We start from the raw sequence: 17787 nt of genomic DNA, 5'->3' as shown, positions 1-17787 counted from the left end.
CCTACATATGTAGGTGCTTTTTTAATAAACTGTAGTTGTGTTGCCAACTGTTGCAACAATTGCATCATCTCTAATCGGAATAAATCCTATGGATGTCTGTGGTGTGCTAGGAGAAGCATGGTAGCTCATGAGACGGCTATCAATACGGGTAATAGTATCGGTTAAGAAAGCGGAAATGAAAGCGTAAGGGACTCGTCGCTCATTTAATGCGTATATAATTTCTTCTTTTGTTTTTACACCTACGCCATGCCCATAAAAAAAGAAATTTCCTAGATAGATAGTATTTTCTCCTTGCCACTCGATTGTAGCTGGATTCACTTGTGGATTTTTAAAGTAAACGAGATCACCTGGGACAAGATCGCCACCTGTCTTTGTTATGAGCTTTAAATCTTGATCGTAGTCCCACGTATAAAGTAAAAGGTTTGCAAAGAGACGGTTGAAAGTTTCTTCCTCATATAATGCTAGTAAAGCTTTGTAAAAAATAATGATCATAGCGGTGGCACATTCAGTTCCATATAGTTTTCCGTTTTTAAAAATATCTTGTATGGCAATGGAAGGGGGTATGTTTGGAAGGAGCTCGAATCCTCCAAGAGATGTTCTTTTCCAATACTGAGGGTTACAAAAAGATTGTTGAAATGTACGAAACTGAAAACCACTTTGAAAAAGTTCTAATGCAGAAGTAATAATATTAACACGCAAATTTAGATCAAAGCTGAGTTCACCAGATGTTCGGAAGGAATAGATTTCTTGATTTCCTGCCATTATAGATAAAATTTGTTGTTTCTCATTTGCAAATGGCTCATATTCATTTGTGATATAAGGATGTACAATAGAACGGCCTATTACAATCATAATAGTATCCCCACCTATACGTTACATTACATAATATCGTATGAGAAAAGGCCAAAAGGGTGAAAGAAAAGCCTATCAACTGATAGGCTTGTACTCTTTAATCACGCGTAATGTTTGTAATGTCATATCTTCAGGACCTTGTACAGGTAAACCTGCTTCTAAGTTTTTACGAATATAATCTAAGTTATCTTGTGTAATAATTTCCCCCGGAGTAAAGATTGGAATCCCTGGCGGATAAACCATAACGAAATCAGCTATAATACGACCTGCTGCATTTTCAAATGGGATGACTTCTGTTTCCGAATAAAAAGCATCTCGAGGAGAAAGTGCTAACACAGGTATTTCTGGAATTTCTACTTGCACTTGAACACCTTTATCAGCTTTATTTTTAAATGTTGCTGATAAATCTTGTAATGCCGCAATAAGTGTATTCGTTTCACTTTCTGTATCCCCAAAAGTGACAAGACATAGTATGTTGTATAAATCTGAGAGTTCTACTTCAATGTTATATTGCTCTCTAAGCCATACTTCAGCCTGATGGCCTGTAATACCTAAATCTTTTACAGATACAATTATCTTTGTAGGATCATAGTTAAAAGTAGCATCCGTACCTAGCATTTCTTTCCCTGGACAGTAAAGATGTTCAATATCATTTATAGCATTACGAACTTGTTCCGCTAATTGTATTGTTTGTTCTATGAGCGCCTTTCCTTCTGTAGCAAGACGTTTTCTAGCAACATCTAGGGAGGCTAACAAGATGTAAGACGTTGATGTAGTCGTAAGCATGCTAATAATAGATTGAACATGTTTTACGTTCACAAGGCCTTCTTTTACATTAAGAATAGAACTTTGCGTTAAAGATCCACCTAATTTGTGAACACTCGTTGCTGCCATATCTGCACCGGCTTGCATCGCTGACATCGGCAGTTCATCGTGAAAATGAATATGAACACCATGAGCCTCATCAACGAGTACAGGGATATCGTAAGAATGTGCTAATTGTACAATCTGTTCTAAGTCCGCAGCAAAGCCAAAGTATGTTGGATTAATAACAAGTAAGCCTTTCGCATCTGAGTGCTCTTCAAGTGCTTTTTTGACAGATTGGATTGTGATTCCATGTGAAATACCAAGTTTTGGATCAATTTCAGGATGCATGAAAATAGGTTTTGCACCTGAGAAAATAATAGCTGACATTACTGATTTATGCACGTTTCGTGGCACTAGTATTTTGTCACCAGGACCGCAAACGCTCATCACCATTGTCATTATTGCGCCACTTGTACCTTGAATAGAAAAGAAAGTATGATCCGCACCAAATGCAGCGGCTGCTAAATCTTGTGCTTCTTTAATCATACCTTTTGGATGATGTAAATCATCGAGCGGCGCAATGTTAATTAAATCAATTGCTAATGCATTATGCCCAATAAATTCGCGAAATTCAGGATCCATGCCTTGCCCTTTTTTATGACCTGGAATATGGAATTGAATTGGATTTCGCTTACTGTGCTCAACTAAAGCGGTAAACAATGGTGTTTCGTATTGGGACAATCTATACACCCCTTCTTTTTTTTATATTTATTAGAGTTTGTTTTATATAATCTTGTTCTAAAAAAGTTAAGTTCTTTTTTAGAATGAGACTTGTTTTTCTGCCATTCACAAAAGCTTTTTTGAGATGGGAGCTTCACTTTATTTCCTATAAAACAAAAGCATTATATCACCAATAATTATAGATGTATAGCAAAAAATATTTTTACGGTGAGTATGTTAAATAGTAGCTGCCTACTAACTTCTAGTGGAAGGCAATTCCATTAAAATGAATAAATAGTGTATAATGCAAAGTGACTATAGTGAAGTAGAAAAAATCACTTTAAGATAGCGTATTGAAATAAGAAGAAATGATAAATGAGGTGCGAAATGGAATATCAATATCCGTTAGATTATGATTGGTCAAATGAGGAAATGGTTACAATTGTGAAGTTTTATGAAGCGATTGAGAAAGCATATGAAAAAGGAATTGTAAGAGAAGAATTAATGGGTTTATATCGTCGTTTTAAAGAGATTGTTCCATCGAAAGCAGAAGAAAAGAAAATTGATAAAGAGTTTCAAGAAGTAAGTGGATATTCTATATACCGTGCGATTCAGAAGGCTAAAGAAATTGAAGAAGAAAAGCTTGTGAAAATGTAAAAAATATTTTGAAAAATAAAAACTGAAGTGATATAATGTGATAACAACTAAAAACGGACAATATAAATTGTCCGTTTTCTACTATCGATTACAAAGTGCATATAAAGGAAGGAGTGATTGCATCGTAGATTCAATCTTAGCAAGGAATTGTTCGTTGGTCATTGCTGAAAACTCCTCTGGTGATATATGAATACCAACTAATAATTCTGCTTTTTTTACAGTAGCTAGACGTTCAATCATCTTTTGTAAATCATTTGTTTCAAGTGTTTTATGTAATTTTACACTTGGTTTAGTATGGTCAATGGACCAAACGAAGTCATTTGGAATATTTGTTTTTAAATCATTTATATGTTCTAAGAAGGCGTGAGCCGTCTCCACTTTTTGTGGACACTCATAGATTAAACCAAAGTATATGAAGGCATGAGTACCCCATAATCCAATTTGGAAATGTGGTAGCATTTTATATCCGCGTTTATTTGTTGAAAAAGCAACCCAAGTATCGTTTGGTGGATTGACTTTGCGACGTGCGTGTTTTGCTACATGATAAAAAAAGTTCTCATCAGTTTGTTTGGATAAATACGCTGCAAACTGTTCCCCTAAAGCTTCTAGCTTAGGATGAATGTTCGTTTTAATTGCACTCATTCGTTCTTCGAGACCATCAACTGTAAAGACCTCAAAATCAGTTGATTTGAATGTTTGTAGTGTCATGATTGTTCCTCCAACTCCTATTTTGCTTTTATTTTAGCATAGCTTGTACTATTCATAAAAAAAACAGCACAAAAAAATTTAAATAAAAAAATATAATTTTGTTGCATAGATGATTTATCCAACATAGTATAGTATAAAACAAAAAATCAGAAAATTGAATTAATTCTAGTCCGAGGGCAGACGAATATTGGGAGGAGGCAAATAATATGAGACAGGTGATTAATGCGTTAAAGAGAACAGATGCTGAAAAGAGAATACCGGTGCTACGTTTGGAGCTAGATTATGAATTAGCAACTTTATATGATGCGATGATGGAAGATGATAAACAGAAAAAAGAAGAGTGTGTACAAAAGTTAGAAGTGTTAAGACTTGAAATGATTCGTTTAGAAGCGTAATAATAGTATATGTATAAAAAATTAGTTGGTGCGAACCTTATAAAGGGTTCGTTTTTTCTGTGAACAGTATAGATCGGAGTGTTTAAACATGCAAGAAGTATGGAAAGACATCGATGCACACGCCAAACAGTGGATTCGGGATGCGGGAGAGCATTTAATGGCATCAATGAAAAAAGCACTTATTATAGAAACAAAATCAAATGCAGCTGATTTAGTAACAAATATGGACCGAGAAATAGAACAGTTTTTAATTGGGAAAATTAAAGAAACATTCCCACATCATCATATTTTAGGTGAAGAGGGCTATGGAGACGAGGTAACTTCTTCTGACGGGGTTGTTTGGTTAATTGATCCAATTGACGGCACGATGAACTTTGTTCACCAAAAAAGAAATTTTGCAATTTCAATTGGAATTTATGAGAACGGTATCGGAAAGATTGGACTTATTTATGATCCAGTTCATGATGAATTATATCATGCGTTAAAAGGGGCTGGAGCATTTTGTAATGAAGTACCGATACCTTTATTAGAAAAAGGTACTGTAGAGCAAGGTATTGTAGCTTTAAATGCGATATGGCTTACCGACAATCCATTGCTTAATATGGAAAGTATGATGGCACTTGTTAAGAAAGCAAGAGGCACGAGATCATATGGCTGTGCAGCATTAGAGATGGTATACGTTGCAACTGGAAGAATCGATGCATATGTAACACCTAGATTATCACCATGGGACTTTGGCGGGGGACAGATAATTGTAGAGGAAGTTGGAGGCAAGGTAACAACATTCTCCGGAGCGCCACTTTCTATCGTAGAGAAGAGTAGCGTATTAGTTGCGAAGCCAGGGGTGTATGAAGAAGTGTTATCGTTTATCCCGATTGGTGAGGGCTGATAATCAGTGGGGGATGAAGAAAAAAACCACTGATTAAAGTTTCACTTTATATCCAAGTAACAAAAAAAGTAAGAGGCTGTATACAGGCTTCTTACTTTTTGACGTTATTGCGATTTACGCATTTTTCTTTTTGTTACAAAACCGTATCCAACTGTAACAAATGTGCCGATAATGCAAATAATAATACCGATTGGACTATTTTCAGCAATCATAATGCCGATACCAATTAAGAAAATAACACCGATAATTGCAGTTAATAAAAAGCGATATTGAATGTGTTCCATTTCTTCACCCTCCAATCTCATTTTACTTTCACAAAAGTAAGAATACAACTATATTTTCATTCTTGATTTTATTTTAATTGCTATTGTATCCCCTTCGCTCTTATAATAGAGAAGGATTAAAAAGACATTAGGAGTTGGACATGTTGAAAAAACGACAAGATTTACGTAATATAGCAATTATTGCCCACGTTGACCATGGTAAAACAACACTTGTTGACCAGTTATTACGTCAAGCGGGGACTTTCCGTGCGAACGAACACGTTGAAGAGCGCGCAATGGATTCAAATGATCTAGAAAGAGAGCGCGGTATTACAATTTTAGCGAAAAATACTGCGATTCACTATGAAGATAAAAGAATTAACATTTTAGATACACCAGGTCACGCTGACTTCGGTGGAGAAGTAGAACGTATTATGAAAATGGTTGATGGTGTTTTACTTGTTGTTGATGCATATGAAGGTTGTATGCCACAAACACGATTTGTTTTAAAGAAAGCTCTTGAGCAAAACTTAACTCCAATCGTAGTAGTAAATAAAATTGACCGTGACTTCGCTCGCCCTGATGAAGTAGTTGATGAAGTAATCGACTTATTCATCGAACTTGGTGCAAACGAAGATCAATTAGAGTTCCCAGTTGTATTTGCATCAGCAATGAACGGAACAGCAAGCTTAGATTCAAACCCAGCAAATCAAGAAGAGAATATGAAATCATTATTTGATACAATTATTGAACATATTCCTGCACCAATTGATAACAGCGAAGAGCCACTTCAATTCCAAGTAGCACTTCTTGATTACAACGACTATGTTGGACGTATTGGAGTTGGACGCGTATTCCGCGGTACAATGAAGGTTGGACAACAAGTTGCTTTAATGAAAGTAGACGGAAGCGTAAAACAATTCCGCGTAACAAAATTATTTGGTTACATGGGATTAAAACGTCAAGAAATTGAAGAAGCAAAAGCTGGAGACTTAGTAGCTGTTTCTGGTATGGAAGACATTAACGTTGGTGAAACAGTATGTCCAGTTGAACATCAAGATGCGTTACCATTATTACGTATTGATGAGCCAACACTACAAATGACGTTCCTTGTAAATAACAGTCCATTTGCAGGTCGTGAAGGTAAATACATTACATCTCGTAAAATCGAAGAGCGTCTTCGTTCACAATTAGAAACAGATGTAAGTTTACGTGTAGATAATACAGAGTCTCCTGATGCATGGATCGTATCTGGACGTGGGGAACTACATTTATCTATCTTAATTGAAAACATGCGTCGTGAAGGTTATGAACTACAAGTATCTAAGCCAGAAGTAATTATTAAAGAAGTTGATGGCGTAAGATGTGAGCCTGTAGAGCGTGTACAAATCGATGTACCTGAAGAATACACTGGTTCTATTATGGAATCTATGGGTGCTCGTAAAGGTGAAATGTTAGATATGGTGAATAACGGAAACGGTCAAGTTCGCCTTACTTTCATGGTTCCAGCACGTGGTTTAATTGGTTACACAACAGAATTCTTAACATTAACTCGTGGTTACGGTATTTTAAACCATACATTCGATTGCTACCAACCAGTACACGCTGGACAAGTTGGTGGACGTCGTCAAGGTGTTCTAGTTTCACTTGAAACAGGAAAAGCATCACAATACGGTATTATGCAAGTTGAAGATCGTGGTGTAATCTTCGTTGAACCAGGTACAGAAGTATATGCTGGTATGATTGTCGGAGAACACACTCGTGAGAATGACTTAACAGTTAACGTTGTGAAAATGAAACAACAAACTAACATTCGTTCTGCGACGAAAGATCAAACTTCAACAATGAAAAAACCACGCTTAATGACTTTAGAAGAATCATTAGAGTACTTAAACGATGACGAGTTCTGTGAAGTAACTCCAGAATCAATTCGTTTACGTAAAAAGATTCTTGATAAGAGCGAACGTGAAAGAGCTGCTAAGAAAAAGAAATCTGTAGAAGCGTAAAATAGTAAAACAGCTACCTTTAATTAAGGTAGCTGTTTTTTTATGTTTTTTTTTAGAATATTTACTCTTTTTGTGGACAGTATTTTTTTCACAGGTTACTCTTGTATTAAGTACATAAAGAAAAATGGTTTGATTTATGAGGAAGGGGGATAAATGGTGTTAGAAAGAATGTCGTTTTTTGCGAAGTTATGTAAAGTCGATGAAAATCCAGAGCTAGGGATGTGGTTACTGTATGGCGTCATTATTATATTAAGTGCACTTGTGTATAATTTAGGTTTTGCAAGAAAACTATCTATAATAAAAAATATAGTGATATATATATCGTTAGCGATTGGGTGTACAGTATTAACTTTCTTTGCAGTTTTTTTACCTGTTGGAGAGGGGCTTGTTGTAGCAGCAATTGTACTTGGGATTTATAGGTTGCGATTACGTCAAGCAAGACAACAAAAAGCAGGATGAGGGGGAGTTTTATGCGTTCCGTACAAGATGCGTTATATAATTGGTTAACAATTAAAACAGTTGCCGAAGCACGTCCGGATGATCGTGCTGCAAAAGAAACGTATTTGTTATTTCAAAATATGATATATGAAGAACATAAATTGAGAAATGTGGAAGTTAAGAAGAACGAGGAAATGTATTTAGTTACATATGAAATAAATGGAGAAAGAAAATCTGCAAGGTTTCCATTAGAAGCTATTGATTGTTTTTTGGATCAAATGAATCGCGAACCTGAAAAATATAAATAAGTCCTTTATCATATTGATAAAGGACTTATTTATATTTTACCAATCGTCTTCGACTTTTTTATCACGATATAATCGGAAATTACCACTTGCATGACGTTCCATCGTACGTTCAGCAATTCGTTCCGAACATTCCATGCACATATATGTATGAATAGGGCGATTACGCAGCTTTTTTGCCATAGGATTTTCATCATCTAACATATCTTTTTTATCACAAATCATACATTTGACTCTCATTTCGTCACCTCAATACGAATTCTATCAGTATAAGTATATCATGGAAGTGTAATGTTTTTGAATAATAGTGGGAAAAAATAATATTTTCGCAATTCAAAAAATAGGTTATGATAAGGATATATGAAGTATATTTGGAGGTGGAAATATGGCGAATGTAGTAGAGCCCACATTAACAGATGATTTAGTACAAACGTTACGTAAAGAGTGTATTGTTATGGTAGCAACAACAGATTTTGAAAAACAAGTGCCTAACGTAAGTGCTATTTCTTGGGTGTATGCAGTGAGTAAAACTAGTATTCGATTTGCAGTAGATCAACGTTCACGTATTGTGGAAAATATAAGACATAGTACTGGAGTGGTATTGACTATAATGGCGAATGAATCCGTATTTTCCATAAGTGGTGCAGGTGAAATTTTGACTGATAGAATGGAAGGCATTCCTCTAAAATTAACTGTAATAGAAGTAAATGTACAAGAAGTACGTGATGTTATGTTTTATGGTGCAAAACTTGCAATTGAGCCAACATATGAAAAAACGTATGATCTTCGTGCAGCTAAAAAGCTCGATAACCAAGTGTTAGCAGGAATGAAAGAATTATAAATGTGATAAATAAGAAAGTCAGTTATTAACTTTTGTAATCGCTTATTGTGATTTTATGTTAATAATTATAATTAAAAGTAATATATTGAATAGAAATGAATAAAAAATAAATAAAAGGTTTAATGGCTATAAATTTCGATTCTACCTCGTTTATACGGTACATATAATTATAACAATGGTTCGTCCATATTTTATGGATGAAACCCTTGTTCTACAAATTTAAAAGTGGAGTCAGGGGGTAACAGGTTGGATAAAATTTATGTGTTAGATACGAATGTACTTTTGCAGGATCCTTTATCTATTTTTTCATTTGAAACCAATGAAGTAGTGATTCCAGCAGTTGTATTAGAAGAGGTTGATTCGAAAAAACGTTATATGGATGAAGTAGGACGAAACGCTCGTTATGTATCTAAGTTAATAGACAAATTTCGTGAAATAGGAAAACTGCATGAAAGTATTCCGCTAGAAAACGGCGGTACATTTCGTATTGAATTAAATCATCGTTCGTTTGTCCAACTACAAGATATTTTTGTAGAAAAAACAAATGATAATCGAATTTTAGCTGTAGCAAAAAATCTATCTTTAGAAGAACAAGAAAAAGAGGACGGGAAGTCTGTTATTTTAGTAAGTAAAGACGTGCTCGTAAGGGTAAAAGCAGATGCAATAGGTTTAAAGGCGGAAGATTATTTAAGTGATCGGGTTATTGAAGTGGAAAATATATATTCAGGATTTTTAGAAGGATATATATCAAAAGAACAATTGGATTATTTTTATGAAAAAGGCGAATTGCCTTTATCCGAAATTGCAAATCATCCTTTTTATCCAAATCAGTTTGTAGTAATGAAAGATGCGTTAGGTGGATCTAGTTCAGCACTAGGCATTGTGGATCATTTAGGTAAGAAGGTAAAGAAACTTATTTTTCCAAATGAACAAGTATGGGGAATACGACCACGAAATGTGCAGCAAATTATGGGATTAGAATTGTTGCTTCGTGAAGATATTCCACTAGTTACGCTAACAGGGAAAGCTGGTACAGGAAAGACATTACTAGCTTTAGCTTCGGGGCTCATGCAAACGGAAGATTTAGGGTTATATAAAAAACTACTCGTTGCACGGCCAATTGTTCCAGTTGGGAAAGATATCGGTTATTTACCGGGAGAAAAAGAAGAAAAGTTAAGACCGTGGATGCAACCGATTTTTGATAATCTAGAGTATTTATTTAATACGAAAAAACCAGGAGAGTTAGATGCTATTTTAGCTGGAATGGGTTCGATAGAAGTAGAAGCTCTTACGTATATACGCGGGAGAAGTATTCCAGATCAATTCATTATAATTGACGAAGCACAAAATTTAACGAAGCATGAAGTGAAAACGATACTAACGAGGGTAGGAGAAAAAAGTAAAATCGTATTAATGGGAGATCCTCAGCAAATTGATCATCCGTATTTGGATGAATATAATAACGGTTTAACATACGTTGTAGAGAAGTTTAAAGAGCAACGTATTAGTGGTCATGTAAAGTTTGTTAAAGGGGAGCGATCTAATTTAGCTCAACTAGCCGCAGATTTACTATAAAAAGGAGTGAGCAAAAGCTCACTCCTTTTCTTTAAATAATTGTAAATTTGCGGATGTTACGGATTGGATTTTGTCTATTAGATCCATCATTGTAATATAAATGAACAGGTCCATCTTCTTTTAATGGTTTTCCTTCTTTTGAAAAACCAAGAATAGCATGTTTGACAGTTTCTAATGGAAGCGTTATTGTATCATCTACTGTTTCGATCTCGACTTGCGTAGCGTCATCTGAAATTTCGGCATTAGCAAGAAAAGGTTGAAATGGTATACCGAACGTTCCAGTAATTAGCTGTTCTTTTTTAAATTTCTTTACACTTTGTTGTATCGGCGGGAAAGCAGCACCATCACGGATTTCGCGATCCCAATGTTCCGAAGTGTTTTTTAAATAAGCTTCTAGTTCTGAAGTGTTTTCTCTCGTTTCATCAAAGTAAGTTGTCAAATCTACTTTTCGATCATCAAAGATCCAAACGGTTGGATCGATAGTGATTGGAAAACGAACTTTTCCATTAATAAATAAAATTTCGCTCATTGTTGTTCCCCCATTTGTGTTATACTCCCACTTTTCAGTATAATAGTATTAGACACTATTGTCACAAAAAATGTTTCTATTGCAATTTATTAAAACTATCGCTAATATTAATAGATAGGAGAGAGTAGGACGGAAACGGAGGGAATCAATTTGGCGTCTGAGACAGTATCAAATCATCAGGAAAAGGCACTAGCCCTTCTACAAGCGGATGCGGAGAAGATTTTAAGACTTATTAAGGTGCAAATGGACCATCTTACAATGCCGCAATGTCCATTATATGAAGAAGTGTTAGACACACAAATGTTTGGACTATCCCGCGAAGTCGATTTTGCAGTTCGCCTTGGTCTTATTGCAGAAGAACAAGGGAAAGCAATGTTAGGAGAGCTTGAACGTGAGTTATCTGCACTTCATGAAGCATTTACAAACAAACAACAATAACGGGTTCAAATAAGGGGGCTCAAACTGAAAAAGTTTGAGCTTTTTATTTGTATAATAAAGCAGGAAGAATCAATGTACATATGGAATACAACAATAATTAAATTGAAACAGAGAGAGGAAATGAAATGAAAAGAGTATGGAAATCAATGGATTATTCATTATTACTTCCTCTTGTTATCTTATGTGTGCTGGGAGTTATAATGGTATATAGTTCTAGTTCCATTGTTGCGATTTCGAGGTTTGATAAACCAGCAAATTTCTTTTTTAAAAGACAATTAATTACTTTAGCTGCTGGGACAATAGTATTAATAATTCTTGTTATTATCCCATATAAAGTGTGGAGAAAACGAATCTTTTTATTGGGGAGTTATGGAATTAGTGTAGCATTATTAGCAGCAGCTGCCTTCTTTGCTAAAGCGGTAAATGGTGCAAATGGATGGATATTTGGAATACAGCCTGCGGAATTTGTTAAGATAACAGTTATTCTCGTATTGGCCCATTTCTTTGCGAAAAGGCAAGAAACGAATACGTCTGTTTTTAAAGGATCAGGACCAGTACTTTTAGGTGTTGGTTTAATCATGTTTTTAATTTTAAAGCAAAATGACTTAGGTACCGATATGTTAATTGCGGGAACAGTAGGAATTATGTTTCTTTGTTCAGGAGTTAATGTAAATTTATGGATAAAGAGATTCTTGTTAACATCTATAGTATGGGCTCCGGCGTTGTATTTTCTTGGGAGTTATAAATTAAGTCAGTACCAAAAAGCACGGTTTTCTGTTTTTCTTGATCCATTTAGCGATCCGCAAAAGGATGGATTTCAATTAATAAATTCGTTTATTGGAATTGCTTCGGGAGGGCTAAATGGTAGAGGATTAGGAAATAGTGTACAAAAGTATGGTTACTTACCAGAACCACAAACGGATTTTATAATGGCAATTATATCTGAAGAACTTGGTTTTATAGGTGTGGCTATTATTTTAATCTGTTTATTACTTATAATTATTCGGGCCTTTAGAGTTGCACAAAAGTGTAAAGATCCATTTGGAAGTTTAATAGCTATCGGAATTGCAAGTTTGTTTGGAGTCCAAACATTTGTTAATGTTGGTGGTATGTCTGGATTAATACCACTTACAGGAGTTCCTTTACCGTTTGTTAGTTATGGCGGGAGTTCCTTATTAGCTAATCTACTCGCGATGGGGATATTACTCAATATTGCTAGTCATGTAAAACGACAAGAGAAGCAACAGAACGAGACAGTTAAAGAAAGAGAACAAGGTGGACCACATCTTGTAGTTGTAAAATAAAACACATTGTGCTTTAGAGCATGATGTGTTTTTTATTTTTAAGTAGTTTTAAATATGATGTATTAATTTATCTTTCAGGTAAATTGTATATCACATTAATAAAAAGTGATATACAATTAAGTTGTTAGAAAAGGAAGAGGTATGCTATACTATTTTTGTGAGACAAATTGCTCAGAAAACTTATCATTTGTTAAAAAATAAGGTATGATGGATAAAAATAAAGTGAAGCTTTCTAAGTATAATATAATGTGGAAAGTGAAGAACTTCACGCTCTTTATGGTGTGTATATATTTTATCTCTAGAGTGGTAGGAAAGTAGAGGGGGAAAATCATGACAAAGCTGCAACGTATTCAAAAAGTATTGGTAGCTAACCGTGGAGAGATTGCAATTCGTGTGTTTCGAGCTTGTTCGGAACTGGGATTAAAAACAGTTGCAATCTATTCTAAAGAGGATAGTGGTTCTTATCATCGTTATAAAGCCGATGAATCCTATTTAGTTGGGGAAGGAAAAAAGCCAATTGATGCTTATCTAGATATTGAGGGCATTATTGAGATTGCGAAAAGTAATCATGTAGATGCAATTCACCCTGGATATGGTTTCTTGTCAGAAAATATTCAATTCGCAAAACGTTGTGAAGAAGAAGGGATTATCTTTATCGGTCCAAAAAGTAAGCATTTAGATATGTTTGGAGATAAAGTGAAAGCAAGAACACAAGCGCAGCTAGCACAAATTCCAGTTATTCCTGGTAGTGATGGGCCAGTAGATTCATTAGAAGAAGTCGAAAAATTTGCTGAAAAGTATGATTACCCGATTATTATTAAAGCTTCCCTTGGCGGTGGCGGTCGTGGTATGCGTATTGTACGTACTAGTGAAGAATTAAGAGAATCGTATAATCGAGCAAAGTCAGAAGCAAAAGCAGCCTTTGGTAATGATGAAGTATACGTAGAAAAATTCGTTGAAAAACCTAAACATATAGAAGTTCAAATTTTAGCAGATGAAGAGGGCAATGTTGTTCATTTATACGAGCGAGACTGTTCTGTACAACGTCGTCATCAAAAAGTAGTAGAAATTGCACCTAGTGTGTCGCTTTCAGATGATTTGCGTCAGCGTATTTGTGATGCTGCTGTAAAGTTAACGAAAAATGTAAATTATTTAAACGCAGGAACAGTTGAATTTCTTGTAAAAGATGATAATTTCTATTTCATTGAAGTGAATCCGCGTGTTCAAGTAGAACATACAATTACAGAAATGATTACAGGAGTCGATATTGTTCAATCACAAATTTTAATAGCTGATGGACATGCATTACATAGTAAAATGGTAGGTGTTCCAAAGCAAGAGGAAGTTGTTGTACATGGATTTGCAATACAATCTCGTGTAACGACTGAGGATCCACTAAATAATTTCATGCCGGATACAGGAAAAATTATGGCATATCGATCAGGTGGTGGATTTGGGGTTCGTCTTGATACAGGTAATAGTTTCCAAGGTGCTGTTATTACACCGTACTATGATTCTTTACTCGTAAAAGTTACAACATGGGCGCTTACTTTTGAACAAGCTGCTGCAAAAATGGAACGTAACTTAAAAGAATTCCGTATCCGTGGTATTAAAACGAATATTCCATTCCTAGAGAATGTAGTAAAACATAAAAACTTCTTATCAGGGGAATATGACACTTCATTTATTGATGCGTCACCTGAACTATTCTTGTTCCCGAAACGTAAAGACCGCGGAACGAAAATGTTAAATTACATCGGGACAGTAACAGTAAATGGCTTCCCGGGGGTAGGGAAAAAAGAGAAACCAATTTTCCCAGATGCTCGTATACCGAATGTATTACACTCAGAGCCAATCCAAAATGGAACGAAACAAATTTTGGATGAGCGTGGGGCAGACGGATTAGTAAAATGGGTACAAGATCAAAAACGTGTACTTTTAACGGATACAACGTTCCGTGATGCGCATCAGTCATTACTTGCAACGCGTATTCGCACAAAAGATTTACACCAAATTGCAGAGCCGACAGCGAGAATGTTACCGAACTTATTCTCAGCAGAAATGTGGGGCGGTGCAACGTTTGATGTTGCATATCGTTTCTTAAAAGAAGATCCGTGGGAACGATTACTAGATCTTCGTGAAAAAATGCCAAATGTTTTATTCCAAATGTTACTTCGTTCTTCAAACGCGGTTGGTTACAAAAACTATCCGGATAATTTAATTCAAAAGTTTGTGGAGTGTTCTGCCCAAGCTGGAATTGATGTGTTCCGTATTTTTGATAGCTTAAACTGGGTAGAAGGTATGAGAGTTGCGATTGATGCTGTACGAGATACTGGTAAAATTGCAGAAGCAACGATGTGTTACACAGGGGATATTCATGATCCACTGCGTAGTAAATATGATTTAAATTACTATAAAAATTTAGCAAAAGAATTAGAAGCATCAGGAGCTCACATTTTAGGTATTAAAGATATGGCGGGCTTACTAAAACCAAATGCAGCATATGATTTAGTTTCAGCATTAAAAGAGACGGTATCGATTCCGATTCACCTGCACACACACGATACGAGTGGAAATGGTATATTAACGTATACGAAGGCAATTGAAGCAGGTGTTGACATTGTCGATGTAGCAGTAAGTTCTATGGCTGGTCAAACGTCACAACCAAGTGCGAACACGCTATACTATGCGTTAGGTGGAAACGAAAGACAGCCAGATGTTAATATAGATTCATTAGAAAAATTATCTCATTACTGGGAAGATGTACGTAAATACTACGCACCGTTTGAAAGTGGTATGAATGCTCCTCATACAGAGGTATATATGCACGAAATGCCAGGCGGACAGTATAGTAATTTACAACAACAAGCGAAAGCGGTTGGCTTAGGCGATCGTTTCGATGAAGTGAAAGTAATGTACCGCCGTGTGAATGACATGTTTGGTGATATTGTTAAAGTAACACCATCATCTAAAGTTGTTGGTGATATGGCATTATTCATGGTTCAAAATCACTTAACAGAACAAGATGTTTTAGAGCGTGGACATTCTATGGACTTCCCAGGATCTGTTGTTGAAATGTTCTCTGGAGATTTAGGACAACCATATGGTGGTTTCCCGAAAAAGTTACAAGAAATTATTTTAAAAGGGAAAGAACCATTAACAGTAAGACCAGGTGAATTATTAGAACCAGTAGATTTCGACGCGTTAAAAGAAGAGCTATTCCATAAACTTGGACGCGAAGTGACGATGTTTGATGTAGTTGCATATGCATTATATCCAAAAGTATTTATGGATTACGAAAAAGTTGCTGAGATTTATGGAAATGTATCTGTGCTCGATACACCGACATTCTTCTATGGTATGAGACTTGGTGAAGAAATCGATGTGGAAATTGAACAAGGTAAAACATTGATGGTTAAACTAGTATCAATTGGAGAGCCTCAGCCGGATGGAAATCGTGTGCTTTACTTGGAGTTTAATGGTCAACCACGTGAGATTGTTGTGAAAGACGAAAGTGTGAAAGCGACAGTTGCACAACGTGTGAAAGGAAACCGTGAAAATCCAAACCACATTAGCGCAACAATGCCAGGAACGGTTATTAAAGTAGTTGTAAAAGAAGGCGATGAAGTGAAAAAAGGCGATTCTATGGCAATTACAGAAGCGATGAAAATGGAAACGACAGTTCAAGCGCCGTTTAATGGTAAAGTGAAAAAAGTATATGTTAACGATGGAGATGCAATTCAAACGGGTGACTTACTCATTGAATTAGATCACTAAAATAAAAAATACCTTGCCAATTCGGGCAAGGTATTTTCATTTATTTTGTTTGTTTAGAAATTGATGCAGCTTCTTTTGCATTCACTTTACTTCTTGTACCTAACATAACTAAATAGCATAGTACAGCAAACAAGCAAGAAATGAATAGGGAATGTAATAATGCCATTGATAAACTAGCATTTGTAAATACGACTAAAATTCCTACGATAGCTTGAAGTGTAACAAGGATAAATGAGATGATCCATCCCCAGTATACGACAGGCTGCTGTTTGTAATGGCGGATAGCGAGAATCATCGCGTATAGTATCCAAGCGAAAATTAACATCGCTGCAACTCTATGTCCCATTTGAACCCATTCATGTAATTGAGTTGGCATAGGTCTATTTTTGCTGCATAAAGGAAAGTCTGGACAGGCTAAGCTAGCTCGTTCGTGACGTACTAAAGCCCCTGTGTAGACGACAATATAACTGTAAATTGTTACACCATAAATATGAAATTTCATTTTTTTGTCCATAATAAGTGAACGTGCATCGAATTTTTGGTCAATTTCAAAGATAAGACACGTTAATAAAATGACAGAAGCAAATGAAATTAAGGAAATACCGAAATGGATAGCAAGTACAGCTGGCATTTGCCCCCAAACAACCGCTGCGGCTCCCATTAATGCTTGTGCAACTAAAAATACGAAGGATAAAATTGCTAACGTTTTTGTTTCGCGCACATGTTTATAATATTTCCAGGACAAAATACAAAGGAGAGTGACAAGAATTCCTGCTGATCCTGATGTAAGGCGATGACTTAGTTCAATAATAGTTTCCATTGATAAATTAGATGGAACAAATTCACCGTTACAAAGTGGCCATGATTTACCGCATCCTTGGCCAGAGCCTGTTTTTGTAACTAAGGCGCCTCCTAATAAAACTATTAATAAATCAAGACTCGTAATGACTGCTAACCATTTAATAAAGCGTTGCAATCTCTTTCACCATCTTTCTGCTATGAAGTTATTGCGAAATATTTTCATTCCATTATGTATAGAATAAAACGCGCTAGTTCCTATGATATATAAAAAATAATAAAATAGCAAAGAAATGGAGGGGGAAGACAGGGAAGAGAAAACGGGTGTGGAAATAAGGTTTATAAGGAAATTTTTAGGTGAAAAATAGGCTATTTTGAAAAGAAATGGGAAGAATACGTGTTAAATATGACAAAAAAGTTTATTATAGAAGGTAACATCATGTTATGATATGGATAAGTAACAATTAAGTTTTTTATGTTCGACA

18 protein-coding genes are annotated in these 17787 nt (G+C 35.5%); 11 read left to right on the top strand and 7 right to left on the bottom strand.

Translation table 11 applies throughout. From position 1 onward, the window contains the following. Nucleotides 1-21: 21 nt before the first annotated feature. On the bottom strand, nucleotides 22-852 hold the full coding sequence (locus BAQ46_RS07430) for a protein-glutamine gamma-glutamyltransferase (RefSeq protein ID WP_000635351.1): 831 nt from the start codon (nucleotides 850-852) through the stop codon (nucleotides 22-24). Nucleotides 853-927: 75 nt separating this feature from the next. Then, the gene (gene speA / locus BAQ46_RS07425; protein WP_000084881.1) at nucleotides 928-2400 is read right to left on the bottom strand and encodes an arginine decarboxylase; all 1473 of its coding nucleotides are present in this window, start codon (nucleotides 2398-2400) and stop codon (nucleotides 928-930) included. Between the two features lie 366 nt (nucleotides 2401-2766). On the opposite strand from speA, the gene BAQ46_RS07420 reads away from it, so the two are divergent. After that, nucleotides 2767-3036, top strand: coding sequence for a UPF0223 family protein (locus BAQ46_RS07420; protein ID WP_000456556.1), 270 nt, complete (start codon nucleotides 2767-2769; stop codon nucleotides 3034-3036). A gap of 81 nt (nucleotides 3037-3117) precedes the next feature. Here the strand turns inward: BAQ46_RS07420 and BAQ46_RS07415 are convergent, their stop codons facing one another. Then, a complete protein-coding gene (locus tag BAQ46_RS07415; protein WP_000175082.1) occupies nucleotides 3118-3744 on the bottom strand; it encodes a YktB family protein in 627 nt (208 codons plus the stop codon). Between the two features lie 206 nt (nucleotides 3745-3950). On the opposite strand from BAQ46_RS07415, the gene BAQ46_RS07410 reads away from it, so the two are divergent. Both BAQ46_RS07410 and BAQ46_RS07405 read left to right on the top strand, forming a co-directional pair. Further along, nucleotides 3951-4139, top strand: coding sequence for a hypothetical protein (locus tag BAQ46_RS07410; RefSeq protein WP_001250164.1), 189 nt, complete (start codon nucleotides 3951-3953; stop codon nucleotides 4137-4139). 88 nt (nucleotides 4140-4227) lie between these two features. Then, nucleotides 4228-5028, top strand: coding sequence for an inositol monophosphatase family protein (locus tag BAQ46_RS07405; protein ID WP_001158692.1), 801 nt, complete (start codon nucleotides 4228-4230; stop codon nucleotides 5026-5028). A gap of 104 nt (nucleotides 5029-5132) precedes the next feature. Here the strand turns inward: BAQ46_RS07405 and BAQ46_RS07400 are convergent, their stop codons facing one another. After that, the gene (locus BAQ46_RS07400; RefSeq protein WP_000400127.1) at nucleotides 5133-5312 is read right to left on the bottom strand and encodes a DUF5325 family protein; all 180 of its coding nucleotides are present in this window, start codon (nucleotides 5310-5312) and stop codon (nucleotides 5133-5135) included. Nucleotides 5313-5452: 140 nt separating this feature from the next. On the opposite strand from BAQ46_RS07400, the gene typA reads away from it, so the two are divergent. The 3 genes from typA to BAQ46_RS07385 all read left to right on the top strand — a co-directional run bounded on the left by typA (nucleotide 5453) and on the right by BAQ46_RS07385 (nucleotide 8043). After that, entirely contained in the window at nucleotides 5453-7297 is a 1845-nt protein-coding gene (gene typA / locus BAQ46_RS07395) for a translational GTPase TypA (RefSeq protein ID WP_000914763.1), read from the top strand. Nucleotides 7298-7453: 156 nt separating this feature from the next. Then, on the top strand, nucleotides 7454-7756 hold the full coding sequence (locus tag BAQ46_RS07390; protein ID WP_000893666.1) for a YlaH-like family protein: 303 nt from the start codon (nucleotides 7454-7456) through the stop codon (nucleotides 7754-7756). A gap of 11 nt (nucleotides 7757-7767) precedes the next feature. Further along, the gene (locus BAQ46_RS07385) at nucleotides 7768-8043 is read left to right on the top strand and encodes a hypothetical protein (protein ID WP_071741811.1); all 276 of its coding nucleotides are present in this window, start codon (nucleotides 7768-7770) and stop codon (nucleotides 8041-8043) included. A 36-nt stretch (nucleotides 8044-8079) separates the two neighbouring features. Here BAQ46_RS07385 and BAQ46_RS07380 read toward each other — a convergent pair whose 3' ends face one another. Next, nucleotides 8080-8280 carry a YlaI family protein gene (locus BAQ46_RS07380; RefSeq protein ID WP_001995040.1) on the bottom strand — a complete coding sequence of 67 codons (201 nt, stop codon included), beginning with the start codon at nucleotides 8278-8280 and terminating at the stop codon, nucleotides 8080-8082. Nucleotides 8281-8425: 145 nt separating this feature from the next. Between BAQ46_RS07380 and BAQ46_RS07375 the strand changes: the two genes are divergently transcribed. Together BAQ46_RS07375 and BAQ46_RS07370 are read left to right on the top strand one after the other, a co-directional pair. Further along, nucleotides 8426-8881, top strand: a complete 456-nt coding sequence (locus BAQ46_RS07375) for a pyridoxamine 5'-phosphate oxidase family protein (RefSeq protein ID WP_000024588.1) — start codon at nucleotides 8426-8428, stop codon at nucleotides 8879-8881. Between the two features lie 246 nt (nucleotides 8882-9127). Continuing rightward, on the top strand, nucleotides 9128-10456 hold the full coding sequence (locus BAQ46_RS07370; protein ID WP_000358084.1) for a PhoH family protein: 1329 nt from the start codon (nucleotides 9128-9130) through the stop codon (nucleotides 10454-10456). A 31-nt stretch (nucleotides 10457-10487) separates the two neighbouring features. On the opposite strand, the gene BAQ46_RS07365 is transcribed toward BAQ46_RS07370, so the two are convergent. Continuing rightward, nucleotides 10488-10985, bottom strand: coding sequence for a molybdopterin-binding protein (locus tag BAQ46_RS07365; RefSeq protein WP_001289788.1), 498 nt, complete (start codon nucleotides 10983-10985; stop codon nucleotides 10488-10490). Nucleotides 10986-11135: 150 nt separating this feature from the next. On the opposite strand from BAQ46_RS07365, the gene BAQ46_RS07360 reads away from it, so the two are divergent. From BAQ46_RS07360 to pyc, 3 genes are all read left to right on the top strand, one after another. After that, complete coding sequence (locus BAQ46_RS07360; RefSeq protein ID WP_000135695.1) at nucleotides 11136-11423, top strand: Fpa/YlaN family protein; 288 nt, start codon at nucleotides 11136-11138, stop codon at nucleotides 11421-11423. A gap of 125 nt (nucleotides 11424-11548) precedes the next feature. After that, nucleotides 11549-12727 (top strand): FtsW/RodA/SpoVE family cell cycle protein, encoded by a 1179-nt coding sequence (locus BAQ46_RS07355; RefSeq protein ID WP_000832767.1) that lies wholly within the window; start codon nucleotides 11549-11551, stop codon nucleotides 12725-12727. A 330-nt stretch (nucleotides 12728-13057) separates the two neighbouring features. Beyond that, nucleotides 13058-16504, top strand: a complete 3447-nt coding sequence (pyc, locus tag BAQ46_RS07345; RefSeq protein ID WP_000164061.1) for a pyruvate carboxylase — start codon at nucleotides 13058-13060, stop codon at nucleotides 16502-16504. A gap of 40 nt (nucleotides 16505-16544) precedes the next feature. Here the strand turns inward: pyc and ctaA are convergent, their stop codons facing one another. Then, nucleotides 16545-17480, bottom strand: a complete 936-nt coding sequence (gene ctaA / locus BAQ46_RS07340; protein WP_001188736.1) for a heme A synthase — start codon at nucleotides 17478-17480, stop codon at nucleotides 16545-16547. Between the last annotated feature and the right edge of the window lie 307 nt (nucleotides 17481-17787).

The organism is Bacillus paranthracis (assembly GCF_001883995.1).
Classification (GTDB): domain Bacteria; phylum Bacillota; class Bacilli; order Bacillales; family Bacillaceae_G; genus Bacillus_A; species Bacillus_A paranthracis.
Note: the sequence above shows the minus strand (reverse complement) of the source record. Positions and strands in the feature narration are given on the sequence as shown.

Bases quoted from the DNA above. Each gene is read 5' to 3' on its own strand.
- BAQ46_RS07430 (WP_000635351.1), bottom strand. From the start codon at position 852: ATGATTGTAATAGGCCGTTCTATTGTACATCCTTATATCACAAATGAA.
- BAQ46_RS07420 (WP_000456556.1), top strand. From the start codon at position 2,767: ATGGAATATCAATATCCGTTAGATTATGATTGGTCAAATGAGGAAATG.
- BAQ46_RS07415 (WP_000175082.1), bottom strand. From the start codon at position 3,744: ATGACACTACAAACATTCAAATCAACTGATTTTGAGGTCTTTACAGTT.
- BAQ46_RS07410 (WP_001250164.1), top strand. From the start codon at position 3,951: ATGAGACAGGTGATTAATGCGTTAAAGAGAACAGATGCTGAAAAGAGA.
- BAQ46_RS07405 (WP_001158692.1), top strand. From the start codon at position 4,228: ATGCAAGAAGTATGGAAAGACATCGATGCACACGCCAAACAGTGGATT.
- BAQ46_RS07400 (WP_000400127.1), bottom strand. From the start codon at position 5,312: ATGGAACACATTCAATATCGCTTTTTATTAACTGCAATTATCGGTGTT.
- typA (WP_000914763.1), top strand. From the start codon at position 5,453: ATGTTGAAAAAACGACAAGATTTACGTAATATAGCAATTATTGCCCAC.
- BAQ46_RS07385 (WP_071741811.1), top strand. From the start codon at position 7,768: ATGCGTTCCGTACAAGATGCGTTATATAATTGGTTAACAATTAAAACA.
- BAQ46_RS07380 (WP_001995040.1), bottom strand. From the start codon at position 8,280: ATGAGAGTCAAATGTATGATTTGTGATAAAAAAGATATGTTAGATGAT.
- BAQ46_RS07375 (WP_000024588.1), top strand. From the start codon at position 8,426: ATGGCGAATGTAGTAGAGCCCACATTAACAGATGATTTAGTACAAACG.
- BAQ46_RS07365 (WP_001289788.1), bottom strand. From the start codon at position 10,985: ATGAGCGAAATTTTATTTATTAATGGAAAAGTTCGTTTTCCAATCACT.
- BAQ46_RS07355 (WP_000832767.1), top strand. From the start codon at position 11,549: ATGAAAAGAGTATGGAAATCAATGGATTATTCATTATTACTTCCTCTT.
- pyc (WP_000164061.1), top strand. From the start codon at position 13,058: ATGACAAAGCTGCAACGTATTCAAAAAGTATTGGTAGCTAACCGTGGA.